Origin of the sequence: Pandoraea apista (assembly GCF_001465595.2) — a bacterium.
Lineage (GTDB): Bacteria > Pseudomonadota > Gammaproteobacteria > Burkholderiales > Burkholderiaceae > Pandoraea > Pandoraea apista.
The window spans coordinates 3614172-3637121 of record NZ_CP013481.2 but is presented as its reverse complement, the minus strand read 5'-3'; the positions used below and the strand labels follow the sequence as shown (position 1 = coordinate 3637121).

General features: G+C 62.3%; 18 protein-coding genes. 12 read left to right on the top strand and 6 right to left on the bottom strand.

Annotated elements, in window-relative coordinates; genetic code table 11:
• Nucleotides 1-189: 189 nt before the first annotated feature.
• Nucleotides 190-1326: an agmatine deiminase family protein gene (locus AT395_RS16530; protein WP_048629797.1), complete on the bottom strand. Its 1137-nt coding sequence runs from the start codon at nt 1324-1326 to the stop codon at nt 190-192.
• Between the two features lie 161 nt (nt 1327-1487).
• Between AT395_RS16530 and AT395_RS16525 the strand changes: the two genes are divergently transcribed.
• Entirely contained in the window at nt 1488-2372 is an 885-nt protein-coding gene (locus AT395_RS16525) for a LysR family transcriptional regulator (protein WP_042116724.1), read from the top strand.
• Nucleotides 2373-2390: 18 nt separating this feature from the next.
• On the opposite strand, the gene AT395_RS16520 is transcribed toward AT395_RS16525, so the two are convergent.
• Nucleotides 2391-3746, bottom strand: a complete 1356-nt coding sequence (locus tag AT395_RS16520; RefSeq protein ID WP_048629796.1) for an MFS transporter — start codon at nt 3744-3746, stop codon at nt 2391-2393.
• Nucleotides 3747-3858: 112 nt separating this feature from the next.
• On the opposite strand from AT395_RS16520, the gene AT395_RS16515 reads away from it, so the two are divergent.
• The 5 genes from AT395_RS16515 to AT395_RS16495 all read left to right on the top strand — a co-directional run bounded on the left by AT395_RS16515 (nt 3859) and on the right by AT395_RS16495 (nt 10314).
• A complete protein-coding gene (locus tag AT395_RS16515; protein WP_042116720.1) occupies nt 3859-4869 on the top strand; it encodes an asparaginase in 1011 nt (336 codons plus the stop codon).
• A 27-nt stretch (nt 4870-4896) separates the two neighbouring features.
• On the top strand, nt 4897-5607 hold the full coding sequence (locus AT395_RS16510) for a GntR family transcriptional regulator (RefSeq protein WP_042116719.1): 711 nt from the start codon (nt 4897-4899) through the stop codon (nt 5605-5607).
• Between the two features lie 414 nt (nt 5608-6021).
• Nucleotides 6022-7908, top strand: coding sequence for a methyl-accepting chemotaxis protein (locus AT395_RS16505; protein ID WP_042116717.1), 1887 nt, complete (start codon nt 6022-6024; stop codon nt 7906-7908).
• A gap of 183 nt (nt 7909-8091) precedes the next feature.
• Nucleotides 8092-8448 (top strand): GFA family protein, encoded by a 357-nt coding sequence (locus AT395_RS16500; RefSeq protein WP_048629795.1) that lies wholly within the window; start codon nt 8092-8094, stop codon nt 8446-8448.
• Nucleotides 8449-8718: 270 nt separating this feature from the next.
• Nucleotides 8719-10314 (top strand): methyl-accepting chemotaxis protein, encoded by a 1596-nt coding sequence (locus tag AT395_RS16495; RefSeq protein ID WP_042116713.1) that lies wholly within the window; start codon nt 8719-8721, stop codon nt 10312-10314.
• A 195-nt stretch (nt 10315-10509) separates the two neighbouring features.
• Here AT395_RS16495 and AT395_RS16490 read toward each other — a convergent pair whose 3' ends face one another.
• Entirely contained in the window at nt 10510-12006 is a 1497-nt protein-coding gene (locus AT395_RS16490) for an acetyl-CoA hydrolase/transferase family protein (RefSeq protein WP_042116711.1), read from the bottom strand.
• A gap of 193 nt (nt 12007-12199) precedes the next feature.
• Here AT395_RS16490 and AT395_RS16485 point away from each other — a divergent pair, with 193 nt between their 5' ends.
• Nucleotides 12200-13117: a LysR substrate-binding domain-containing protein gene (locus tag AT395_RS16485; RefSeq protein ID WP_048629794.1), complete on the top strand. Its 918-nt coding sequence runs from the start codon at nt 12200-12202 to the stop codon at nt 13115-13117.
• Here the strand turns inward: AT395_RS16485 and AT395_RS16480 are convergent.
• Nucleotides 13056-13628 carry a C1 domain-containing protein gene (locus AT395_RS16480; RefSeq protein WP_048629793.1) on the bottom strand — a complete coding sequence of 191 codons (573 nt, stop codon included), beginning with the start codon at nt 13626-13628 and terminating at the stop codon, nt 13056-13058. The two genes, AT395_RS16485 and AT395_RS16480, sit on opposite strands and share 62 nt — an antisense overlap.
• 265 nt (nt 13629-13893) lie before the next feature.
• Here AT395_RS16480 and AT395_RS16475 point away from each other — a divergent pair, with 265 nt between their 5' ends.
• Together AT395_RS16475 and AT395_RS16470 are read left to right on the top strand one after the other, a co-directional pair.
• The gene (locus tag AT395_RS16475; protein ID WP_072632852.1) at nt 13894-15447 is read left to right on the top strand and encodes an EAL domain-containing protein; all 1554 of its coding nucleotides are present in this window, start codon (nt 13894-13896) and stop codon (nt 15445-15447) included.
• A 316-nt stretch (nt 15448-15763) separates the two neighbouring features.
• Nucleotides 15764-16030: a hypothetical protein gene (locus AT395_RS16470; RefSeq protein WP_042116701.1), complete on the top strand. Its 267-nt coding sequence runs from the start codon at nt 15764-15766 to the stop codon at nt 16028-16030.
• Between the two features lie 118 nt (nt 16031-16148).
• On the opposite strand, the gene AT395_RS16465 is transcribed toward AT395_RS16470, so the two are convergent.
• On the bottom strand, nt 16149-16826 hold the full coding sequence (locus tag AT395_RS16465; protein WP_048629791.1) for a hypothetical protein: 678 nt from the start codon (nt 16824-16826) through the stop codon (nt 16149-16151).
• Between AT395_RS16465 and AT395_RS25635 the strand changes: the two genes are divergently transcribed.
• The 3 genes from AT395_RS25635 to AT395_RS16455 all read left to right on the top strand — a co-directional run bounded on the left by AT395_RS25635 (nt 16825) and on the right by AT395_RS16455 (nt 20190).
• On the top strand, nt 16825-17163 hold the full coding sequence (locus AT395_RS25635) for a hypothetical protein (protein WP_125347660.1): 339 nt from the start codon (nt 16825-16827) through the stop codon (nt 17161-17163). The genes AT395_RS16465 and AT395_RS25635 overlap by 2 nt on opposite strands.
• Nucleotides 17164-17457: 294 nt before the next feature.
• Nucleotides 17458-18813, top strand: a complete 1356-nt coding sequence (locus AT395_RS16460; protein WP_042116697.1) for an MFS transporter — start codon at nt 17458-17460, stop codon at nt 18811-18813.
• A 165-nt stretch (nt 18814-18978) separates the two neighbouring features.
• Nucleotides 18979-20190 (top strand): multidrug effflux MFS transporter, encoded by a 1212-nt coding sequence (locus AT395_RS16455; RefSeq protein WP_042116696.1) that lies wholly within the window; start codon nt 18979-18981, stop codon nt 20188-20190.
• A 278-nt stretch (nt 20191-20468) separates the two neighbouring features.
• On the opposite strand, the gene AT395_RS16450 is transcribed toward AT395_RS16455, so the two are convergent.
• Nucleotides 20469-22829: a cytochrome P450/oxidoreductase gene (locus tag AT395_RS16450; protein WP_048629789.1), complete on the bottom strand. Its 2361-nt coding sequence runs from the start codon at nt 22827-22829 to the stop codon at nt 20469-20471.
• Nucleotides 22830-22950 lie beyond the last annotated feature (121 nt).

Genomic DNA, 22950 nt, shown 5'->3' with positions numbered 1-22950 from the left:
GGCGTTTGCGTAGTGCCTCCGGAGGGAGAGGGCCGGGGGCACATGACTGGGTGTCATGTGCCCGCGCCGAAGTGTCAGAAGCGGTAGGTCTTCCGTCGGGGAGGCTGCCGCTCCCGCGGCCTGAGCTTGAAATGCACAAGCGCATTTGTCGATTCGGGTGAGCACTCGGCAACCTCGTCCCGCGCCGCACTACGCAGGTTGTTGCTGCGTAGTGCAGTGAATGCCACCGCCACCGCTCGCGATCCCGTCAATGTCGAGCTGTACGATCTCGTGTTTCGGGAACAGATCGCGGAGTTTGTCTCGCGTACTCTTGTCGGTCTGCGTGTCTCCGAATTGCGGCGCAATGACGGCGCCGTTGCATACGTAGAAGTTGATATACCCGGCGGCAAACGTATCCGACTCGTAGGCACTGCGCACACTGTTCGGCCCGGGCAATACGACCACTTGCAGCTTGCGCCCGGTGGCATCCGTCGCCTGACGCAGAATCTCGAGATGGCGCATCGTCACCGCGTGGTCATACGACGATGTGTCGTTTTCCAGGTGAGCGACGACCACGCCGGGCCGCACGAACCGCGCGTAGAAATCGGTGTGCCCGTCGGTAATGTCCTTGCCAGCGATACCCGGCAGCCAGATGATCTTGTGCACGCCGAGAAGCCGTTTCAATTCCATCTCGCATGCCGACTTGCCGATTCCTGGATTACGGTTCCGATTAAGCACGCAACTCTCAGTAATGATGGCGGTGCCTTCGCCATCAACCTCGATGGCGCCGCCCTCAAGCACGAGCGGCGTACAGCGCACACGCTCCCCCACCTTTCGGGTGACGAATCTGGCCACCTCGGTGTCGCGGGTGTGGGGCTGCTTCATGCCCCATCCGTTGAAGTTGAAGTCGACGCCAGCCTTTTCGCCATTGCGCGTACGAACGAAGACTGGCCCCGTATCGCGAATCCAAAGATCGTCGATGGGCTGCACGATCAGGTTGACCGTGTTGCCGCACATGCGCAAAGCGGTGTCATAGTCCTTTTCACACACCAACATATTGACCGGCTCGAAGCTGCCAATGCACTTCGCGATTCTGGCCAGGCTTTTGCGCGCCCCGCGTTGCAGTCGACGGCCCCAAAGGTCTTCAGGCGCACCGAACGCCATCCATGTGGCGGCGTGGCGCGCCCCCTCGTCCGGCATGATCCATGCCTCGAGGCCATTGTTGCCCGCGTTGCCGAATGACAACGCATTTGCGGTCTCGGCAAAACTGCCGCCTGCCGCTCCTGCGAACAGGGTCGCACCCGATGCTGCGAATCCCCTTTTCAAAAAACCACGTCTCGTTTGCATTACCCATTCTCTTCATGATTACCGCACGGCTCCGCCATCGAGTGACCGCTTGTGCGCTGGCGAGTCTGGCAGTTCACGTAGTTTGAGGTACGTGATCAATAAATAAAAACGAGATTAATTGCTACAATTAATCAATTTTTCTCATACCTATCGGGATAATCATGAGCCGCCAGCGAATTCCGTCACTCAAATTGCTCATGGGCTTTGAGGCTGCGGCCCGTCACGGCAACTTTTCGCGCGCGGCGGACGAATTGCACGTCAGCCAATCGGCGATCAGCCATCAGATACAGCAATTGGAGGAGGAGGTCGGTCAGCCGCTGTTCCGGCGCGTGGGGCGCGGCGTGGAGTTGACGGTGGCGGGCCAGGTGCTTCAGCGCAGCGTCCAGCGCTCGGTGGGCATGTTGCGCAGCGGTCTGGACCGCATTGCGACATATCTTGACCCGGGGCTTGTAGTGATCGCCGGCCCGGCCGAGTTATTGCATGGCTGGCTGAGTCCTCGTATCGATCAACTTCTGGCGCGCTATCCGGCGCTTTGTCCGATCTTGTCGACCGACGAATCGGCGCGATTCATCGACGAGACCGACATCGATATCGCGATTGGCGACCGGCCGCTGCAACAAGCCGGTCTGTTGGAAGTGCCATTCCTGAAAGACGAGTGGGTAGTCGTGGCGAACGATAGGCTGGCTGGACAACTGGCGAGTGTTCCGGCTGCACAGCACGCCGAGCATGCGTCGCTGATCTGCCTCGAAGAGAGTTTCACGCGAGACGACACGGCCGCGCTGTTTCGCAATCAACTGGCGCCGTTTCGCAAACACGTCATTTACGACGACGAACGTCTCTTACTCGATGCCGCCTTGCGCGGTCGTGGTATTGCGTGTCTTTCCCGCCTGGTGGCGGAGGAGAGTCTCGCGCAAGGGCGGTTGCACATCCTCGCGGACTATCCGCGCATCGAGGGCGTCGCGTGGTGGGTGTCGCGGGTCGCCGGCGAGCCGCGCTCGCCGGTGGTGACCGATGTGTTCGACTGGTTGATCGCGAGCGCGCAGTGAATCAGTGCGCTGTCCGCCTCAAGCCGACACCGCCTTCGCATCTCGCCGGCCTATATCCGGTCCAACGCCCGGACGAACCTGAAGCATCGCAAACACACCGACTGCGGTTGCCACGGCCGTCGCAACGAACATCGACGAGTAGCCATACTTGGCCGACAGAATGCCGGCAAGCGTCGGTGCGAGCACTGCGGCGATATTTGCGATGAAGTGCATCAGACCGCTGAACGTACCCACACGCGTGGGCGCCGTGTCGATCACCACCGCCCAATACACGGAATTCGGCAGGGCGTTCAGCGCATTGCCGAGCGTCATCAATGCGATCACGGCCCACACGCTGGTTGCCTGCGAGACCATCAGGAAGCACAAGGTCGTGCAGGTCAGCGCAGCCGCGGCGAACCAGCTACGCGCGATGACCAGCTTGCCCGTCTTGCGATACAACCAGTCGGAAATGCGTCCGCCAAGCAGCACCGTGACACAGGCGCCGGTCCACGGGATCATGCCGATGTACCAGAGCGACGACAGCGTGAAATGAAACTCGTCGGCGAGATATTTCGGCGTCCAGGTCAGCAACATGAAGTTCACATAGATGAACGCAAAGTAGCCGATCGAGTTGAACACCAGCGTCTTGCTCTTGAAGAAGCTCCACCACGGCATGTCGCTCGCGGCGGCGGCGGCCGACGGGTTCTGTTCGGGGCGTCCCGCCTGAATCAGCGCCACCTCTGCCGCGTTCACGCGAGGATTGTCTTCCGGGCGGTTCGTGTAGACGCGCGCAAACAGCGCGATCAGCACGAAGCCCGCGATACCGAGCACGATATACATCGTGCGCCAGCTATCGGTGAGCAGTAGCAGACCAACGGCCACCGGGGCGGTGAGCAGAGCGCCGAGGGGCGTGCTCAGCAGCCCGATGGACACCGCGAAGCCACGCTCCGAGGGCGAGGCCCAGGCGGCCATCGTCTTGTTGATGATCGAGTAGGCGGGGCCTTCGGCAAAGCCGAACAGCACGCGGATCGTGGCGAAGCCGGTCAGTGCCGAGCCGCCGAGCACGGCGATGCCGAGGTCGCCCGCCCAGATCATGGCGATAGCAAACGCCGACCACGCCACACCCGCAATCACCCACACCTTTTTGGCGCCCACGCGGTCAGCCAGTGCGCCGCCAAATAGTGCGCCGAACATATAGCCGTAGCCGAAGTAGCCGAGGACCGCACCCCAGCCAGCCCGGTCGAAGCCATATTCCGACGTAATCTGCGCAGCCGAGTAAGAAATCGCGCCACGGTCGATGTAGTTCACGAGGGCGATCACCACGATCAGCGCGAATACCGCAAACCGGTAGCGTGTCGCCCCGGCAGCCGGATGGCCCACAGTTGTTGGTTGCATGACGTCTCCTAAGTGTTGGGGTCTCTGCGAAGCACCCGATGCCCTTCGCAAACGATTGTCGATTATATATAATGCACAATGCATATCAACTGAAATCAAAAACCTGCCCACCATGTCCAATTCGCTTCCCGTGGTTGCCGTCGCCTCGCTTGGCGGCACGATCAGCATGACCCCGTCAGACGCAGCCGGCGGCGTTGTGCCGACACTCGACGCCACGCAACTGGCCCGCTCTGTCCCCGGTTTGTCCGAGGTCGCGACCATCAAGACGACGTCGCTTCGCCAATTGCCCAGCGCTTCACTCGGCTATGGCGACCTGATGGACGCGCTCACGTGGGCCGAACAGCAGGTGGCCGACGGTGCCAGCGGCGTGGTGCTCACGCAGGGCACCGATACGCTTGAGGAAACGGCGTTCCTGCTGGATCTGTTCTGGAAGCTGCCGGCGCCGCTGATCCTTACCGGCGCCATGCGGGCGCCTCAGGCGGCGGGGGCCGACGGTCCTGCCAATCTGCTGGCGGCGGTACGCACGGCGGTGCACCCCGACAGCATTGGGCGTGGCGTCCTTGTGGTGATGAACGACACGGCGCATTACGCGCGTTGGGTGAGCAAGGGCGATGCGCTGGCGGTGCAGGCGTTTGTGTCGCTCGACGGCGGGGTTGCGGCGCGTCTCGTCGAGGGATGTCCAACGTTTTTCCACGCCCGGCAGACACGCCCGCAACCATTGGCGCGCCCCGTGCGCGCCTGGCCCAAAGTGGCGATGGTGACGGCCGTGTTGGGCGACGACGGTGAACTGGCGGAGATGGCGCTCAAGGGGGGCTATGAAGCTGTTGTGATCGCGGCGCAAGGCGCGGGCCACGTTTCATTCGGATTCGCCGAGCGCATTGGCCCGCTGGCGGCGCAGGTTCCTGTGGTGATCGCCAGCCGTGCAGCAGGCGGATCGACGGCATCGCGGACTTACGGTTATGTCGGGGCGGAAATCGATCTCGCCCGACGCGGTGCTCACCTTTGCGGATGGCTCTCGCCGCTCAAGGCGCGCTTGCTGGTAACGGCGTTGCTGGCCTCGGGCGTTGCGCCCGGTGCGGTGGGAGACGCACTGGCAAATTGGAGTAAACTCACGCGTCAATAATCTACACACGGCACCCCATTGAAAAGCATGTCCTCCGCATCTGCCAGCGTGTCCGGCACGACTGGCGCGTCTGGCCGTCGCCGGCTCACGGCATATCAATATGCCATCGAGACACTGCGTACCGAGATTCTCCAAGGGAAGTTGAAGGCGGGGGACCGCCTTCGGCAGGATGATCTCGCGCGCCGTCTCGAGATGTCGACGACGCCTGTGCGCGAAGCGCTGCGCACGCTGGTGTCCGAGGGGCTGGTGTTTTTCGACGTCCATCGCGGTGCCGTGGTGCGTGGTCTCACGATCGACGACGTCAACGAGCTGTATCGTTTGCGGAAAACCCTCGAACCGATGATGGCCGAGCAAGCGATGGCCACGATCCGGGAGGAGGACATTGCACGGGCGCAGGCGTTGCACGCCGAGATGCTGGCGACGACGGACGTCGCCAAATGGACCGAACTGAATCAGGCGTTTCATGCGGCGCTTTGGGCGTCGCAGGACAATTCGCGTCTCGCGCACCTGATTAAGACCTTGCGCGATGCCTCGGGTCCTTATATTGCTCTGTCGCTCTATATGCGCCCCGTGCACGTCGACGTGAGCAACCAGGAACATCAGAAGATGCTCGACGAATATCGGGCACGCGACGTGGCAGCCACCCGGCGCCACACGGAAGACCACCTCGACGCCACGCTGCGCATCATCGTCAAGGCCATCGAGCAGACGGAAGCCGAAGCTGCGGCTAACGACTGACATCGATGTCGATCGGGCGCCTCATCGTGGGGGCGCATTTCCCGTTTTACATGTTTCTGTTCCCTGACGCTTCGTTGTCCATGACGACTGGTGCGTGCTTCTCGCCGCGTTGGCATCGGCGCCGTCACCGTCCCATTCCGGACTGACGCCCGACAATTTTTCTGCCGTAGCCGAAAATTCCAAGCTGTAACCCTCGTCTCACGGTGGCAGTGATCTGCATGCCGTAATCTTAGGGATCCGATGGGTCTGCACTAACGCCGGCAACATTTCATTTCAATTTCGGGTTAACACCTAAAGTTCTGCCGGCGCGAGCCGTAAGTCAGAGGGTGGAACCCCACCTCGTGGAGCCGGTGGCCTGGGCGCCGGATCCTGTCTTTTGACCCCCCTAGCCGCAGGCCTGCCTGTCCAGACAGCATGACAGTATCTTCGCTTAGAACACGCATCATTCTGATCGCGTGTGCCACCGTTATTGGTGCACTGATCCTCTCCGGCATTACCACATATGTCATCGTGCGCAGCAGCATGATGTCGACCATCGCCAACACGCTCGACGCCGTGGCGCGCGGCAACACGCTCGCCGTGGAACGTTGGGCGGCGGCCAAGGGCCAATCGGTCGTGGGCACCGCCGCCGCCGTTGAAAAGGGCGAGCAGGGCGTGGCGCTCACCAAACTGCTCGGCGCCACAAACGGCTTTCCGATTTCCAGCATTGGCTGGAGCGACAAGTCGTATTTCTCCAGCGGTCCCACGCCGCCCGATTACGATCCGACGGCGCGCCCCTGGTACAAGGGCGCCACGGGCGCGGGCAAGCTGACGGTCGTGAAGCCATACGCCGATATCGCCTCGGGCAAGCTTTACGTCTCGTTTGCTGCGCCGATTCTGCGCGACGGGCAGACGCTCGGGGCCGTGAGCGGCGCCGTGCCGCTCGATGCCGTGCAGGAAGTCGTCAAGGCCGTGCATCCCACGCCGTCGAGCCTCGCGTTCGTTGTGTCGCGCGACGGTCTGGTGATCGCTCACCCTGACGAGAAGCTCATGCTCAAGCAGTCGAGCGATCTGGCTCCGTCGCTGACGCCCGAGGCGCTAGCGCGTCTGGAGCGCGCCACCGAGCCGATGGAAGTCGATCTCAGCGGTGCCGAGAAACTGCTCAAGGTGCAGCCGGTGCCGGGTACCGACTGGCTCTTCGTCGTGGCTCTCGACAAGGCCGAAGCGACGGCAGGTCTGTCGCAGGTGCTGAGCGCCACGATCATTACGCTGATCGTACTCACGCTGTGTGCCATCGGTATCGCGAGCTTCTTCACGTCACAGGCATTCCGCCGTCTGTCGCAAGTACGCGACGCGATGGATACCATTGGTTCGGGCGGTGGCGATCTCACGCGACGCCTCGATGTCGTCGGTCACGATGAAGTCGCACAGATTTCGCGTTCGTTCAATGCATTCGTGGACAAGATCAGCACGGTCATGATCGACGTGCGCGCCGGCGTGCATGGCATGACCTCCGCAACGAGCGAGATCGAGATGGGCAACCGCGATCTGTCGCAACGCACCGAAGCCTCGGCAGGCACGTTGCAGGAGACGTCGGCGGCGCTGACCGAACTGACTGCCAGCGTCAAGCAGACGGCCGAAGCGGCAGAGCACGCGACCCGTCTGGCCAACGACGCCAGCGAGGCGGCCGCGCGCGGCGGTGAAGTCGTGACAGGGGCCGTCACGACGATGAGCGAAATCGCCCAATCGTCGGAGCGGATTACCGAGATCATCAGCGTGATCGACGGCATTGCCTTCCAGACGAACATTCTCGCGCTGAATGCAGCGGTCGAAGCCGCCCGCGCGGGCGAGCAGGGCCGTGGTTTCGCCGTGGTTGCCGGCGAAGTGCGCACGCTGGCGCAACGCAGCGCCGCGGCTGCGCAAGAGATCAAGACGCTCATCGAAGCATCGGTGCAGAACGTCAAGAGCGGCACGCAACGTGTGCAGGCCGCAGGCAACACGATGGGCGACATCGTTGACGGCATTTCGCGCGTGCGCCGTCTGATCGGTGAGATCCACAGCGCCATGACGGAGCAAAGCACCGGTATCAGCCAGATCGATCGCAGCGTGGCGGAGATGGATCAGTCGACGCAGCAGAACGCGGCATTGGTGGAGGAGTCTGCGGCAGCCTCGGCAATGCTCAGCGAACAGGCGCGCAATCTCGCCGATACGGTGGCGTTGTTTCAACTGCGCGAACACAGCCGCCACGGCGAGACTGTGGTTCGCAGCCACTCCCAAGGCTCGCGCGACCCGTATCGCGACGAACCGGCCATGGCCGCCTGAGCCTGCGTCTTACTTCCTCCCCACGTTTCACCTCCCTCCTGAGCGAAGCCTGCGCCATTGGCGTGGGCTACCGCCCGCCGGATTCTGTCGCACAATAGGCCGCACATCCGGCGGGCGTCTTCTCGCAGATTTCGCAAATTCGATTCCCGCCGGCCAAGTTCCCACATCATCAGGAGACGGGCCATGGCTAATCAGCAATACTCTGGCGGATGCCATTGCGGTGATTTGCGATTCACTGCGAATATTGATCTGTCCAAAACAATTGCGTGCAACTGTTCAATTTGCAAAAAACGTGGATTGATTCTCGCTTTTTCTCCGATTGCGGAATTCTCGCAAACGGCGGGCGTTGGGAAAGCAAAGGAATATCTTTTCAACAAACACATTATTCGTCACCAGTTCTGCCCGACATGCGGTGTCGAAGCATTTGCATTCGGCGAGATGCCGGACGGTGCAAAAATGGCTGCTGTCAATGTGCGCTGTATCGATGATATCGATCTGGCTACGGTGCATCCGGCCCCCTTCGACGGCGCGAGCAAGTGAGTAACGCCGACTGTGCGAGACGACACTGATATTCGCGCAAATAGACGAATAAATATATTTCAATGGATATTTTTAATGATTCGAAAGTTATCGGTTTGCTTTGTAAAACCGACGTCGGAATCAATGCCGTTATGTGTCTGTTTTTTGGGGGGGCTTGAAATAATTTGAAAGCCATTGCGTGAGAATCAAGGGTTTATTGGCTCAAGTTTGTTGAATGGTTTCCCGTTATGCCATGCGATTGTTGGTGTTTTATCGCATATGGGAGCGGGCATGAAGTTCTTGGGTAGTCTGAAAATCGGCACACGATTGACCATCGGATTTGCCATCACGTTGATCCTGCTTTGCATCGTGGGGGGCATGGCGGTGTTCCAGGCGTCGCGTATTTATGACGGCACGCGCGACCTGGCCGACAACTGGCTGCCCAGCGTGCAGACGCTGGGGACTGCGCAGGTCGCGGCCAACGGGGCGCGCCGGGCCTCGCTCGCCATGCTGCTCACCACCGTGGATAGCACACGGGCGGACGAAACGAAAAAGCGTCTGGCATCTATCGATCTGATGAACAAGACGCTCGACAGCTACAACAGCCTGGTGGCGTCGGACGAAGACCGTCGCGCGTATGACGCGGTGCGTGCCGCATGGACGAGCTACCTCGAGGTCGACAACCGCGCCGCCGAGCTGGAAAAGGGTGATGACGCGGGGAAGGAGCAGGCACGCACGCTCGTGATGACCGACGCCGTCAAGCGGTTCGCGGAGCTCAGCGACAGACTCAAGGAACATGTGGCGGTGAACCGCGCCGGTGCGCTGACGGCGAGCGAGGCGGCGGCGAACAATTACCACACGGCATTTATTGCCACCGTCGTGCTGATCCTGTTATCGCTGGTCGTGAATGTCGTCATCGCGCTGGTGATTACCCGCTCGATTACGGTGCCGATTGGCCGCTGCGTGGATATCGCTGAGACGGTGGCACGTGGCGATCTCAGTTCGCGTATCGAAGTGCACGGAAAAGACGAACTGGCGCAATTGCTGGGGTCGTTGCGCGATATGAACACGAAGCTGGCGCAGGTCGTGGGGCAAGTACGTAACACCAGCGAGAGCATTGCGACCGGTTCGGCTCAGATCGCCGCAGGCAATACCGACCTGTCGTCGCGCACCGAACAGCAGGCGGCGTCGCTCGAGGAAACGGCGGCGAGCATGGAGGAACTGACCACCACGGTCAAGCAGAATGCCGACAACGCGGAGCAGGGCAACGTGCTCGCCACCAACGCGTCGCATATCGCGCAACGTGGGGGTGCCGTGGTGCGTCAGGTCGTCGAGACGATGCGTGAGATCTCGGAGGGCTCGGCCCGTGTGTCGGATATCACGAGCGTGATCGAAGGCATTGCGTTCCAGACCAACATTCTGGCACTCAATGCTGCCGTGGAAGCTGCGCGTGCCGGAGAACAAGGCCGGGGCTTTGCGGTGGTCGCGGGCGAAGTGCGCACGCTCGCCCAGCGCAGCGCCAATGCGGCGAAGGAGATCAAGGAGTTGATCGACGCGTCGACGCGCCAGGTCAGCGAGGGCGCAAAGCTGGTTGCCGAAGCGGGCAGCACGATGGACGAGGTCGTTCATGCCGTCAAGCGCGTGACCGATCTGATGGCGGAGATCGCCGCAGCGTCTACCGAGCAACGCACCGGCATCGAACAGGTCAATCAGGCTGTCATGCAGATGGATACCGTGACGCAGCAGAACGCCGCGTTGGTGGAGGAGGCCTCGGCCGCTGCACAATCGATGGCGGCGCAGTCAGGGGGGCTGCGCGAACTGGTGTCGATCTTCACGCTCGAAGGGGCCGCCAATCAGGGCCATCGCGCTCAGCGACTGTCGGCCTGAACGGCGTTCGCCGTGCCATAAAAGGCGGCTCGCCGGCCAATGCCGGCGAGCCGCGAATGCCTGAACACTCTCACCAGCGTTCGGCCCACGGGACCGCATGCGTCCCATGTTCTCCCCGGCATCGACCTTTGCCATCGATGCCGGTCAATCGGCGTCCGGCCGCCCGCCCCCCGGCGACGGCGACCGGCGCCGATGTCACTTCCCTGCCAGCATCGAACCGCGCTCGCGCAAATTGACGTGCATGTCGAACGCGCGTTCCAGTGCGTGCGGCGTCTGTCCGCCATAACGCAGTGCGTCGCGGTAATAGTCGCGCAGCACTTCCCGATAGCTCGGGTGTGCGCAGTGATCGATCACCAGATTCACGCGCTCACGCGGAGCGAGCGTGCGCAGATCGGCGAGACCTTGTTCCGTCACGATAATGTCCACGTCGTGTTCGTTGTGATCGACGTGCGGCACCATTGGGACGATGCTCGAGATCTTGCCGTCCTTGGCAATCGACTTGGTGGCGAAGATCGCCATGCGGGCATTGCGCGCAAAATCGCCTGATCCGCCAATGCCGTTCATCATGTGCGTGCCGCCGACATGCGTGGAATTCACGTTGCCGTAAATGTCTGCCTCAAGCGCGGTGTTCAACGCAATCAATCCCAGCCGGCGAATGACTTCCGGGTGGTTGCTGACCTCCTGCGGACGCAACACGAGCTTGTCGCGATAGCGCTCCAGATGCTTGAAAACGCGATCCTGCACCGCCTGCGACACCGTGATCGACGAGCCCGACGCGAATACCATCTTGCCGGCATCCATCAGTTCGAATGTCGAGTCCTGAAGCACTTCCGAGTACATCGTGAGGTCTTCGAACGGCGAGTCGATGAAGCCCGTGAGCACCGCATTGGCAATGGTGCCGATGCCCGACTGAATCGCAGGCAGCGTGCGCGGCAGCCGGCCTCGCGACACCTCGTGCTGGAAGAATTCGATGAGATGGCCGGCAATGCGTTGCGTGTCGGCATCGGCCGGCAAGGCATTGGACGCGCTGTCCGGCGTGTCGGTAATGACGATGGCGGCGATCTTCTCCGGCGCAATCTTCACCACGTTCGTGCCGACCCGGTCGCGCACGTCCACGATGGGCAGCGGCGTGCGGTGCGGGCGTTGGCCCGGGATCCAGATGTCGTGCATGCCTTCGAAGGCGAGCGGCTGCGCAAGGTTGATCTCGACGATGACCTTTTCCGCGAGGATCGCGAAGCTCGCCGAATTGCCGACCGACGAACTTGGCACGAGCCCACCGTCTTCGGTAATCGCGACCGCCTCGATCACGGCCACGTCGAGCTTGCCGAATTGGCCGGCACGCAGAAATTCGACGGTCTCCGAGAGATGCTGGTCGACGAACATCACCTCGCCGCGATTGATCGCGCCGCGCAGTGTCGTGTCGACCTGGAACGGCAAGCGCTTGGCGAGGACGCCGGCTTCGGTGAGTGTCTTGTCGGAATCGTGCCCCAGCGATGCCCCGGTGATCAGCGTGATCTTCATCGGGTGGGCCTTCGCCCGCCTGGCCAGCGCAATCGGCATGTCCTTGGCGTCGCCGGCGCGGGTGAACCCGCTCATGCCGACCACCATGCCGTCGCCAACCAGCGTTGCCGCGTCGTCGGCGCTCATCACCCGGTCGCGTAGCGACGCCAGGCGGATGCGGTCTTCAAACATCGTAAGGCTCCTCGTCTCTCTTATTCGAGTCTCTATCTATTGGCGCAGTGACCTACGATGCGGCCCTGAGCGCTTGACTCGAAGTGTATTGACCCATCGGTTACATTTCCAATATATTGAACATGTTGTTTTCATACTTTTTATGTATTGATGATGCGAAGCCCGGTGGCGCTGGGCTGACAGGAGGGTCGTGATGGAATTGCGGCATTTGCAATATTTCATTGCCGTGGCCGAAGAGCGTCATTTCACGCGAGCTGCCGCGCGTGTCGGGATTCAGCAACCGCCGTTGAGCTTACAGATCCGGCAGCTTGAAGCGGAACTGGGCGGCCCGCTGTTCGTGCGCTTGCCTCGCGACGTGGTGCTCACGGAGCTTGGCGAGGCGTTTTTGCCGGAAGCGCGGCAGATTCTGGCGCGGGTGGAGCGCGTCAAGCGTCGCATGGAGCAGATTTCGCGCGGCGAAGCGGGGCAGATTCGTATCGGATTCGCCGGCGCGACCTACTTCGAGCCGCGCATTCCTGCGTGGATTCGCGACTTCCGTGCGCAGTATCCCGACGTGCAGTTGCATCCGCAGCAGAGCAATACGGCGAGTCTGTTGACGGCCCTGGTGAACGAAGCCATCGACGCCGCGTTCGTGCGTACACCGTTCGAAGTGCCTCCGGGCATCGCAAGCGTGCCGGTGGTCGACGAACCGATGGTGTTGGTGCTGCCGCTCGGTCATGCCATGTGCGCGCGTGAACGTGTGCCGCTTGCGGCGCTCTCTCAGGACGAGTTCATTTTGCTGCCCCGCGAAATTAGTCCCGCGTTGTACGACCGCACGATTGCGGCTTGCGAGGCGGCGGGTTTCCGTCCGAAGCTGGGGCAGGAGGCGCCGCAGATTACCTCCATCGTGCCAATGGTGGCGGCGGGGTTCGGCGTGTCGATGGTGCCGGCCTCGGTGAGTCAGATTCGCACGCCCGGAATGGGCTTCTGGCCGATCGATGGCGAGGTGCCGTACGCGCCGATCAGTCTGGCCTATCGCGCGGACCACGGCTCGGCGGCGCTTGACCGGTTTATTGCGATGTTGCCGGCAGATTCGCCAGGCAGTGGCGGCAGCGAAGCGCCTGACGCTTGATCGTTTCGGCGCAGAACGGGCACGACTTTTCGTCAGCCGCCAGGCTCAGGCTCGCGCTCTCATCCGCTGCCGGACTTTGGGCGGCGAGCGCCGCGCCGACGTTACCGCCTTCGTGCGCGGTACCAAGCGTTGACAATGTGGGGGCGAGCCTCATGCCTGCGCTGGCGCGGCCGGTGCTCGGCGCGTCGCCATAGGCGTCGTAGCCGCGCTGGCCCGGGCCGGGGACCGCATCGTCAAAGGTCGGCACCCAGCCGTTGGCACGCAATCTGGCGACGAGCATGGGGTGAATGATCAGCGAATAGAGCAGGCAGGTGAGCGGCAGAGAAATCGCCAGCACCGATTCTCGCCAGACCAGGGCAGGGCCGATGGCGAGGGCAACCCAGATGAGCGCATGCCATGCGAAGCCGTAGGCCAGCAGATAAAGCGGGCCGAGGAAGAATGCCGCGACGCACGACATGTACGTGATCTCGACGACATCGCCGTTCGCCGGATTACGGAATTTGAGCGTCATGATGAGGCAGTAAAGGGGGGATAGTCGCAACGTTACGCCAACGCCGACCCCATTTCGTCCCACTGCCGAGTGCGCGTGCGGCTGTGCCGTGCGGGCCGCTCCATCGATGATGGCGGCGCCGTTGGGCGGTGGTAAGCGTCAACCGTTTCAGCCTCACGTCTTGCCCGCCGATCGTGTGGCAATCCGATCCTTTTGACGAGCCGTGCGATACACTGGCGGCCGTACCTCGTATGGGATACGGGGCCTTACGCGGATGCCACTCTCCATGCAAACGCTCAGAAGACTGACTCGCTGGCTGCCGGTACTGACAGGCGCCGTTGCGGGCATGTTGGTCATGCTGCTTGTGGCGCAGATCGTGCAGACTCGCGTCGACGACTTCCGCCTGCGCGCCTATGTGCAGGACATCATGGGTTTCATGAGCGACGCATCGGTGTCCAGTCAGGATGCCCTGCTCAGTGCGATGTACAGCGGCGCGGTGCCCTGTACCGATGCCGACATTTTCGCGCTGCGCCGCGTTGCGATGCGCAGCCCCTATTTCCACGACATCGGCCGGGTGCATGGTTCCCGGCTTTTGTGTACTGCAATTTCAGGGCGGCTCGAGCCGGCACCGGAGTTGCCGCCGCCAAGTCATGAAACGCGCAGTGGTCTGAAGCTCTGGCATACGCTCACGGGTCTTGTGACGCCGGGCGTACAGGTCAACGCCACGGGCATGGGCGATGTTGTGGTGTTCAGTCCCCCCGTCTTGCCGGAGCGGCTGGCAACGCCGCCAAACGGCTTTGCTTCCGTCGCCTCGACAAGCGACATGCGTTTCCAGTTCTGGCGGGCCGGCATGTTCGAGGACCAGCAGCGCATTGAGCTGGGGGCGACATCGCGATGGCTCGATATCGGATCGTTGCGCCGGTATTCGACGTGTTCGGGGCGGGTGGACGTTTGCGCATCGGCGGTCTATGTGTCGTCGCAGATCCTGGCCAATCCGCTGGGCCTGGCGCTGGCGCTCTCGATCGGTGCGGCGGCGGGCGTATCGATGGGGGTGTCGTGGCGTTCGCGCCGGCGCTATCGGATGTCGATCGACTGGGTGACGCAGCAAGCCGCCGAGTCGGGTGGCATCAACGTCGTCTATCAACCGCTGGTGCGGCTGCGTGACCGGAAAATGGTCGGTGTGGAAGCGCTTGCGCGTTTGAACGACAGTGCCGGAGCCCCAATTTCACCGGACATGTTCATTCCCATCGCCGAACGCCGGGGCGTGATCGGGCTGATTACGCGGCAGGTCGTGCGTCGCGCACTGATCGATATGCATGGGCGCGCGATGGCCGACCCGGAGTTTCACATCAGCATTAATCTCGCGGCAACGGATATCGTCGACAGCACCTTCCATGCGTATCTGAACCACATGTCGTCCTCGTTGTGGGTGCCGCGCGCGCAGATTGCGCTGGAGATTACCGAGCGTTCGACAGACAACATGACGCGGCTCAGAGAGGCCCTCGATCGTTTGCGTGTCGACGGGTATCAGATTCACATCGACGATTTCGGCACGGGGTTCTCCAACCTTGCCTATTTGTCGACGCTCAATGTCGACGCGCTCAAAATCGACCGCATGTTCACGCAGTCGATCGGGACCGATACCGTGGGCAGTGCCATCGTCGACCAGATCTGCAAGATGGCGGCCCTGCTCAAGGTCGAAGTGATTGTGGAGGGCATGGAAACCGAGGCGCAGGCGAACTACATGCTGGCGCGGTATCCGGAGGCGATCGGGCAGGGGTGGTTGTTCGGCAAAGCGGTACCCGCCGACGATTTGCCGTCGGAATTCGACGGCGTCTGAAGCGGGCAAATGTGCACTTTTCTCAGCGAAAACCCCGAGATTTTCGTGTGTAGAAGGCGTGTCGTGTTGTTGGCAGTCAGCAGATTTTTTTTCGGCGCATCAGGCAAATTACCGAGAATAACGACAATGATTCGGGACTACAGTGAAATCACCGTGGTCCTGATGTGCCCCCGACCTCCACGGACTATCCGGCTCGCCGCCATGGCGGGCCGCTTTTTTTTCCTGCCGTTTGTCGAGATTGTTGTACATGTTACGATTCCTCAAAAAACAGCGTTGGCAGACAGTTCCATAGCTGTCGCACTACCGAGGGGGACATGTGACCGATTCATATCATTTTTCTTGGCGTTATGTGAGCAACACGCCACCGGGACGCCCGTTCGAACTGGCCGGGGCGATTACGCCGCGCGCCGACGAGCGCTTTGATGGCGCTGTCGATGCCTACTGCGATGGGCACTATATCGGCCGTTGCGAATTCTCGAGTATCGACGCGCACGATGCGTCTGAAGCGGCGGAGCAAATCCGAAAACGTATCGAGCTTCGTATCGAAGACCGCGTGGCCCGCGAGGCCTCGACTTCGCACTGACCCGTCCCAAGCGCCGAGCCGTGCCGAGGGCTGCGCTGGCAACCGGGCCAGGCATTGTGCCCGGCCTGTGAAGGCGCGTATTCGTCAGACGCCAGCCGTGCTTACGGCAGACAGTTGTTCAGCGCCAGCGATGGCAGCAGCGGCCGCCCCATCCACCCCAGCCGCGTCCCCATGAAAACGAAAGCGATACGTTGCTGACCCAGGGCGACGGGCCGAATGCCGGGTAAAACGGCGCATATGCCGGGTAGACCGTGGGATAGGCGGGATATGCGGCGTACGCAGGATAGGCCGAATACTCGGGATATGCCTGATACGCCGGGTAGGTGGAATAGGTCGCGTAGCCCGGGTCTTGGGCGTAAGGCGCGTTGCCGGCCGGTGCTCTCGATGTCGGCGGCGGCACATAATCCGGCGGCACCGGCGAGCCGTTCGGATACACGGGCGTGCGTGGCGCCTGCTGTACCGGCGGCCGGTAATCCGGCGGCACCGGCGAACCATTTGGATAACGCTGACGTGCTACGGTGCCTGCTGGCGGCGGTGGCAGCGCCGGAGACGCCGCTACCGGCGCAGCCGGGATGCTGGGGGTCGGCACCGGCGCTGTCGAGACATCGGCGGCTCCCGGGGCGCCGGGCGCTGCCCGCATCGCTTGCGGTGCAGCCGGGCTGGGCGAGAGCGCAAGAGCGCCTCCCGGATACTGCACGACATAGCAGCCGGAGAGCGGCAAAAGACAGAGCAGGGTGGTGAGCGGCGCAAGTTTCATGGCATCGAGTGTAGCGCAGGAGAACGCGGCGTCACCCATGCCGGCGATGCGCCTGCATTACGATCTATTGCCGCCGACACGAGGCCGCCCGGATCAATCGGAAAAAAGCAAAAAAAACGGCCAGCAATTTGCTGGCCGTGAAATCCACCAGGAGGAGGTGGAGGAGACAGGTGCAACTATATCAGGGAAATCCCTAGACGGGTTAACCTTTGCCAAAAAATCTGTAGAAAAACCACAACTGCGACAATTCGTCGCTTTTTTTCCTTTCAATCGCCCAATTCCACTCCCCATATGGCGTTTGGGTGCATCGCCCGAACGGCGCTCTCTTCTCCAGATGGAGAAAAACCACAGACATTTGTGCCCTCCGGTTCGATAAGCCGGCATCGGCTGCCTCCGGCATGGCGAGCGTCGTGTCCCCCGTTGCACGCATCCGCCGGGAATCTAAGTGTTAACACCAAGCAGTGAATTACGTTAGGCGATATAAACTTCCGCAAAGCGTAATTTTGTGCGCGTGAGACCTGGCTGAATCCGGCCTCCGACCCGACGCATGAAATGCCCTGCATGCCCGACCGGGGCCGCATGGGTGCCTGGTGCGAGGCAACGACTGGAGAAGCCGGCGCCTCGACCGGGTACGCAATGACACGAAGTTGCGAGAACGTTTGGAGACAGGATGAAAGCAGCAGAAGTGAATGTGGGCAAACTGATCGATGAGAGTCGACTGGGCGCCTATCAGTGGTGGGTCATCGCGCTGTGCGCAATGTGCCTGGTGGTGGACGGTTTCGACGTCCAGGCAATGGGTTACGTCGCCCCCGTGGTGATTCGCGAGTGGGGCATCGCGAAGGAAACGCTCTCACCGGTGTTTGGCGCAGGGCTTTTCGGCATGCTGGTCGGCTCGCTCACGTTCTCGGCGCTGGCCGACAAGCTGGGCCGTCGTCCGGTGCTGATCGGCGCGACGTTGTTCTTCGCCGTATGCATGATCTTTACCGGCTTCGCCAACACGATCACGGAGTTGGTGGTCTGGCGCTTTGTGGCTGGTCTGGGGCTGGGTTGCATCATGCCGAACGCCATGGCGCTTGCGGGTGAGTACAGCCCGCGCCGCATTCGCGTGTCGCTCATGATGATGGTGTCGTGCGGTTTCACGCTGGGCGGTGTGGTCGGTGGGCTCATCACGGCAGCGATCATTCCGAGTATGGGGTGGCGCGCGGTGTTCTTCATCGGCGGCGCCATTCCGCTGGTGCTCGGCATCCTGATGTGGATTTCGCTGCCCGAATCGATCCAGTTTCTGATGTTCAAGAAGAGCGACCGCGTGCGTATTCGCAAGCAGTTGCTGCGCGTGGCGCCCAACGCCAACGTGCCGGTCGACGCTCACTTCGTGCTCGACGAGCAGAAGGCGAAGGGCGTGCCGTTCATCGAGTTGTTCAAGGATGGCCGTGCCCGTGTCACGCTGCTGCTCTGGGTCATCAACTTCGCCAATTTGCTCGACATGTACTTCCTGTCGAACTGGCTGCCGACGGTGATTCGCGATGCCGGTTACTCCACGCAGGTCGCCGTGATGGCGGGTACCGCGTTGTGGGCCGGTGGCGTGATCGGCACGCTGTTGCTTGGCAGGGTGATCGACCGTGTGGGCTTCACAAGTGTGCTGGCGGTCACCTTCCTGATCGCCATTGCGGCCACCGCGGCCATTGGCAATCCGGTGGTGATGGTGTCGATGGTTGCGGTGTTCATCGCGATCTTCTTCGCAGGCTTCTCGATCATCGGGGGGCAACCGGCACTCAACGCGCTGGCGGCGACTTACTACCCGACGTCGCTGCGCTCGACGGGCATTGGCTGGAGCCTCGGCGTCGGCCGGATCGGTTCGGTGCTTGGCCCCGTGCTTGGTGGCGCACTGATGCATTTGCAATGGTCGTCGTCGTCGCTGTTCCTCGCAGCAGCAGTGCCGGCCTGCGTGTCGCTGATCGGGGTGCTGGCGATTGCCCGCACACAGCGCGGCGACGGTGGCAATCTGCGCACGGCCGCGGCCAACTGAGGACGTGCTTCAGACCTGCGGACTGCGCCATAAGCAGCGGTTAAGGGTCCGATAACCATCGAGTATGAAAGTGCGACGCCCGCCGGCGTTATCATGGCGGGCGTCGTTGCTTTTGCGGCGTCTTCTACGGCGCAACTGGCTTCGCGCCGAATCATCATAACGATAATGACATCGACGTCCGAACTCTCTCCTGCGTTGCCATCCGAGCGTGTGCTGCTCGGCGTTCTCGGCCTGTTCATGATGATCGCGCCGGCGTCCACCGACATGTATCTGCCGGGGCTCGTGACGATGCGCCATGAGTTGGGCGCGAGTGCCGCAGCCACACAACTCACCCTGTCGTACTTCTTCCTCGGTTTCGCTTTCGGGCAACTCGTGTGGGGGCCGCTGGCCGACCGCTTCGGGCGTCGCCGGCCGATGGCGGCCGGTATCGCGCTCTACATCTTCGGTTCCATTGGCTGCGCGTTCGCAGACAGCATCGACCATATGATGATGTGGCGCTTTGTGCAGGCCCTCGGCGGATGCGCCATGCCGGTGATTGCACAAGCCATCGTGCGCGACGTCTACGGGCCGCGCAACAGTGCGCGCGCGTTTTCCATCATGCTGCTGGTGATGAGCGTAGCGCCGATTGTGGCGCCGCTCATCGGTGGCCAGATGCTGCGCTTTACCACGTGGCGGGTGATCTTCGGCATTCTTGCCGTGTTCGGCGTGGTGGCAATGTTCGCCTTGTGGCGCTTGCCCGAAACGGGGGCCGTGCATGCGCGTCAGGCGGGCGGGCCGCGCGCCGTGGCGGCGTCTTATCTGCAACTGCTGCGTGACCCGCATTTCGTTGGCTATATGGTGGCCGGCGGAGCGGTCTTCGGCGCGTCGTTCACCTACATTACCGGCACGCCGCTGGTGTATATGGAGTACTTCCACGTTTCGCCGCAGTTCTTCGGGGTGCTCTTCGGCATCAACATTGTCGGCATGGCCTCGGTGACGATGTTCAATTCGCGTCGCGTGGGGCAAATCGGTCCTTATCGATTGATGCGCATTGGCATCATCGGATGCGCGATCGTGACATCGGTGTTGTGTGCGACGGTGTGGCTGGGCGTTGCATTGCTGCCGGTGATGGTTGCCCTGCTGTTCCTGTTCATGTCGCTGCGCGGCATCATCACCGCGAACTCGGTGGCAGGGGCGTTGGCCAATCATCCAACGCGCGCGGGTGCGGCGGCGGCGCTCGTGGGCAGTGTGCAGTACGGCTTCGGCTTCGCGGCGGGCGGCCTGCTCGGGTTGCTCAACGACGGCTCGCCCCGTCCGCTTGCGACCGTCATGTGCGGATTTTCAGTGCTGGCGCTCATCGCGCTGGTAACGATGCTGCGCAAGCCTCAGCACGCATAAGAAGCCGCGACGGCGACTCGTAATGCGCCGCGCCGGACCCGTGCCCGGGGGCGCAGTTGGGCCGGTGCCGCCCCGGGCGGCCGGCTTTCGTTCACGACGATTCGACGGCCTGTGCCCGTCCCGAAGATACGCATGCACATTGTGCCCATCGCGCCCATCGGGAATCGCTCGGAATTCCCGCGAGCGCTCGCCATACACTGTCGATTCGCAAATTCCGTCGTGGCATGGAAAGGGGCGCCGCAGCGCCCCTTTGTCTTACCGCAATCAGACGCCGCCGCTTACAGCGCCAGCACCAGCTTCTTGCCGCAGGCCCGCGAGCAGCACGACATCATTTTCGTGTTGGCGTCGCGCTCGGCGCGCGTGAGCACGACATCGCGATGATCCACGTCGCCCTCGAGCACCTGCACCTCGCACGAACCGCACAATCCTTCCTCGCAGTCGCTCTGTACATCGATGTTCGCGGCGCGCAATGCCGTGAGCAAGGTCTGATCGGCCGGCACGGTCACCGTAATGCCCGAATCCTTGAGCGTGACCTCAAAGGCATGCTCCTTCTCGGGGTCCAGCGTGCCCAGTTGCGACTGGAAGTGCTCAACACGCAACGTGTCTTCCGGCCAGTGCGCGCAGCATTGCGCCAGTCCATCGAGCATGCGCACGGGGCCGCAGGCATACACCTGCGTGCCGTTTTGCGGCGTGGCGAGCAGGCTGGCGTAGTCGGCACGCTGTCCTTCGTCTTTCACCCATAGATGCAGGCGATCGCCGTGCAGTGTCTGGAGTTCGTCGAGCAGCGCCATTGTGCGGCGGCTGCGGCCGCTGTAATGGATTTCGTAGTCGATGCCCAGCGTTTTCGCGCGTCGTGCCATGGCGGCGATCGGCGTCACCCCGATACCGCCGGCTACGAAGATCGCGCGCGATATCGATTCATCGAGCCGGAAGTGATTGCGCGGACCACGAATGCGCAGACGGTCGCCGATCTTCACTTGGGTATGAACCCAGTTCGAGCCCCCCCGGCCCTCGGGTTCATGCAGCACGGCGATCTCGAACGCATGCGCATCCGACGGGTCGCCGCACAGCGAGTACTGACGTGAGAGGCCCGTGTCGCCACATTCGATGTCGATGTGCGAGCCCGGTGCCCAGCGCGGCATGGTGCGGCCGTCCGGGGCAACGAGACGCAGCTTGACGATGCCTTCTGCGGCCGGGGTCACCGACTCGACCACGACCGGGCGGGTCACGCTGTGGCCCGACGGCTCACCGATACGCACGGGCGAGTGGCGCGTGAGCACGGCCGGGTCACGGCGCTCAGGGTTTTGCGCCGGGTCCCATTCGACCCACACATGCTCGGGGCCCCGGAACGACGTATTCGGCACATAGGTGAACGACTGCTCCGCGAGCTTCATGTGTGGCAGACGGCGGGTGAATTCCTCGAGGAAAATCTGCATTTCCATGCGGGCGAGGTTCTTGCCCATGCATTGGTGCGAGCCGTAACCGAACGTGAGCTGATCGCTGGCATTTTCCCGGCGGATGTCGAACAGATCGGCATCGGCGAAATGCGCTTCGTCATGGTTGGCAGACGAGGTCACGATCAGCAGTTTCGAGCCTGCTGGGATATCGATGCCGCCGATGGTCACATCCTTCGTAGCCAGACGGCGCCACGCGGCGACCGACCCGTTGTGGCGCAGGCACTCTTCCACAGCGTTCGGAATCAGCGACGGGTCTTCGCAGATCTCGCGCCAGACATCCGGGTGCTGAAGCAGCAGCTTCATCGCATTGGCGGTGGCGTTGGCCGTCGTCTCGTGCGCCGCCACGATGCCCGCCATCATCATCGAGTGCAGATACGAATCGGTGACGACTTCCGGATGCTCTTGCTGTTTGCGAATGCCATACTGCATCCAGCCCGGGCCATCCGGGTTCTGACGCATCTTGTCCAGAATCTTGCCTGCGAGTTGCCAGAAGTTACCCACGGCGTGCGCCACGGCGACCTGCTCTTCAGGCTTCGGACGCCCCCATGTGTTGACCGTGTGCGCGATGGAGTATTCGCGCAGCTTGTCCATGTCTTCTTCCGGCACGCCAAGAAAGTGCAGCGCCACGGTGAGCGGCACTTCCCACAGCATCTGGTCGACGAGATCGGCGCGGCCGTCGTTGACGAAGCGGTCCACGTACTCGCGTGCGAGTTGGCGCACCAGCGGCTCGTGATGCTTGAGATGCTCGGGGGTGAACGGCTCCATCAGCACGCGACGGCGTGGCATGTGCGCGGGTTCGTCTTCATTGACGAGCGTGCGGTTCAGCGCGAATCCGTACGACGCCAGCACGGCATTCGCCTCCGGTCCCGTCGGCGTGATTTTTTCCAGCGCAATCGAGGGGCTGAACGTGATGTTGTCGCGGAAGATCGCCTTGATATCGTCGTAGCGCGTGACGACCCAGTAGCCAAGCTTCGGGCTGTAGAACACCGGCTCCTGCTCGCGCGCCCAGCGAACGTATTCCGGCGGGTCTTGCTGATAGCCGTCTTCGAACGGATCGAAGTCGGCGGCCCGGGCGCTCACCGGGCAGCCATTCGGCGCCGTGACTGGGGCCGTTTGATGAAACGGGCAGCCGCCGGCGCTCGCGGCGGCAGTGTCGGGGGTGGGGGAAATCGTTTGGCTCATCCGTTCACGCTCTCTGGGTCGGGTGCGACGACAGCCGTGCAGGGCTCGCGGCGACACACGCAATGAAACAAGTGTAGAGGAGCGGCTCGCGACCGGACGTCGTGCGCATCGTTGCACGGGC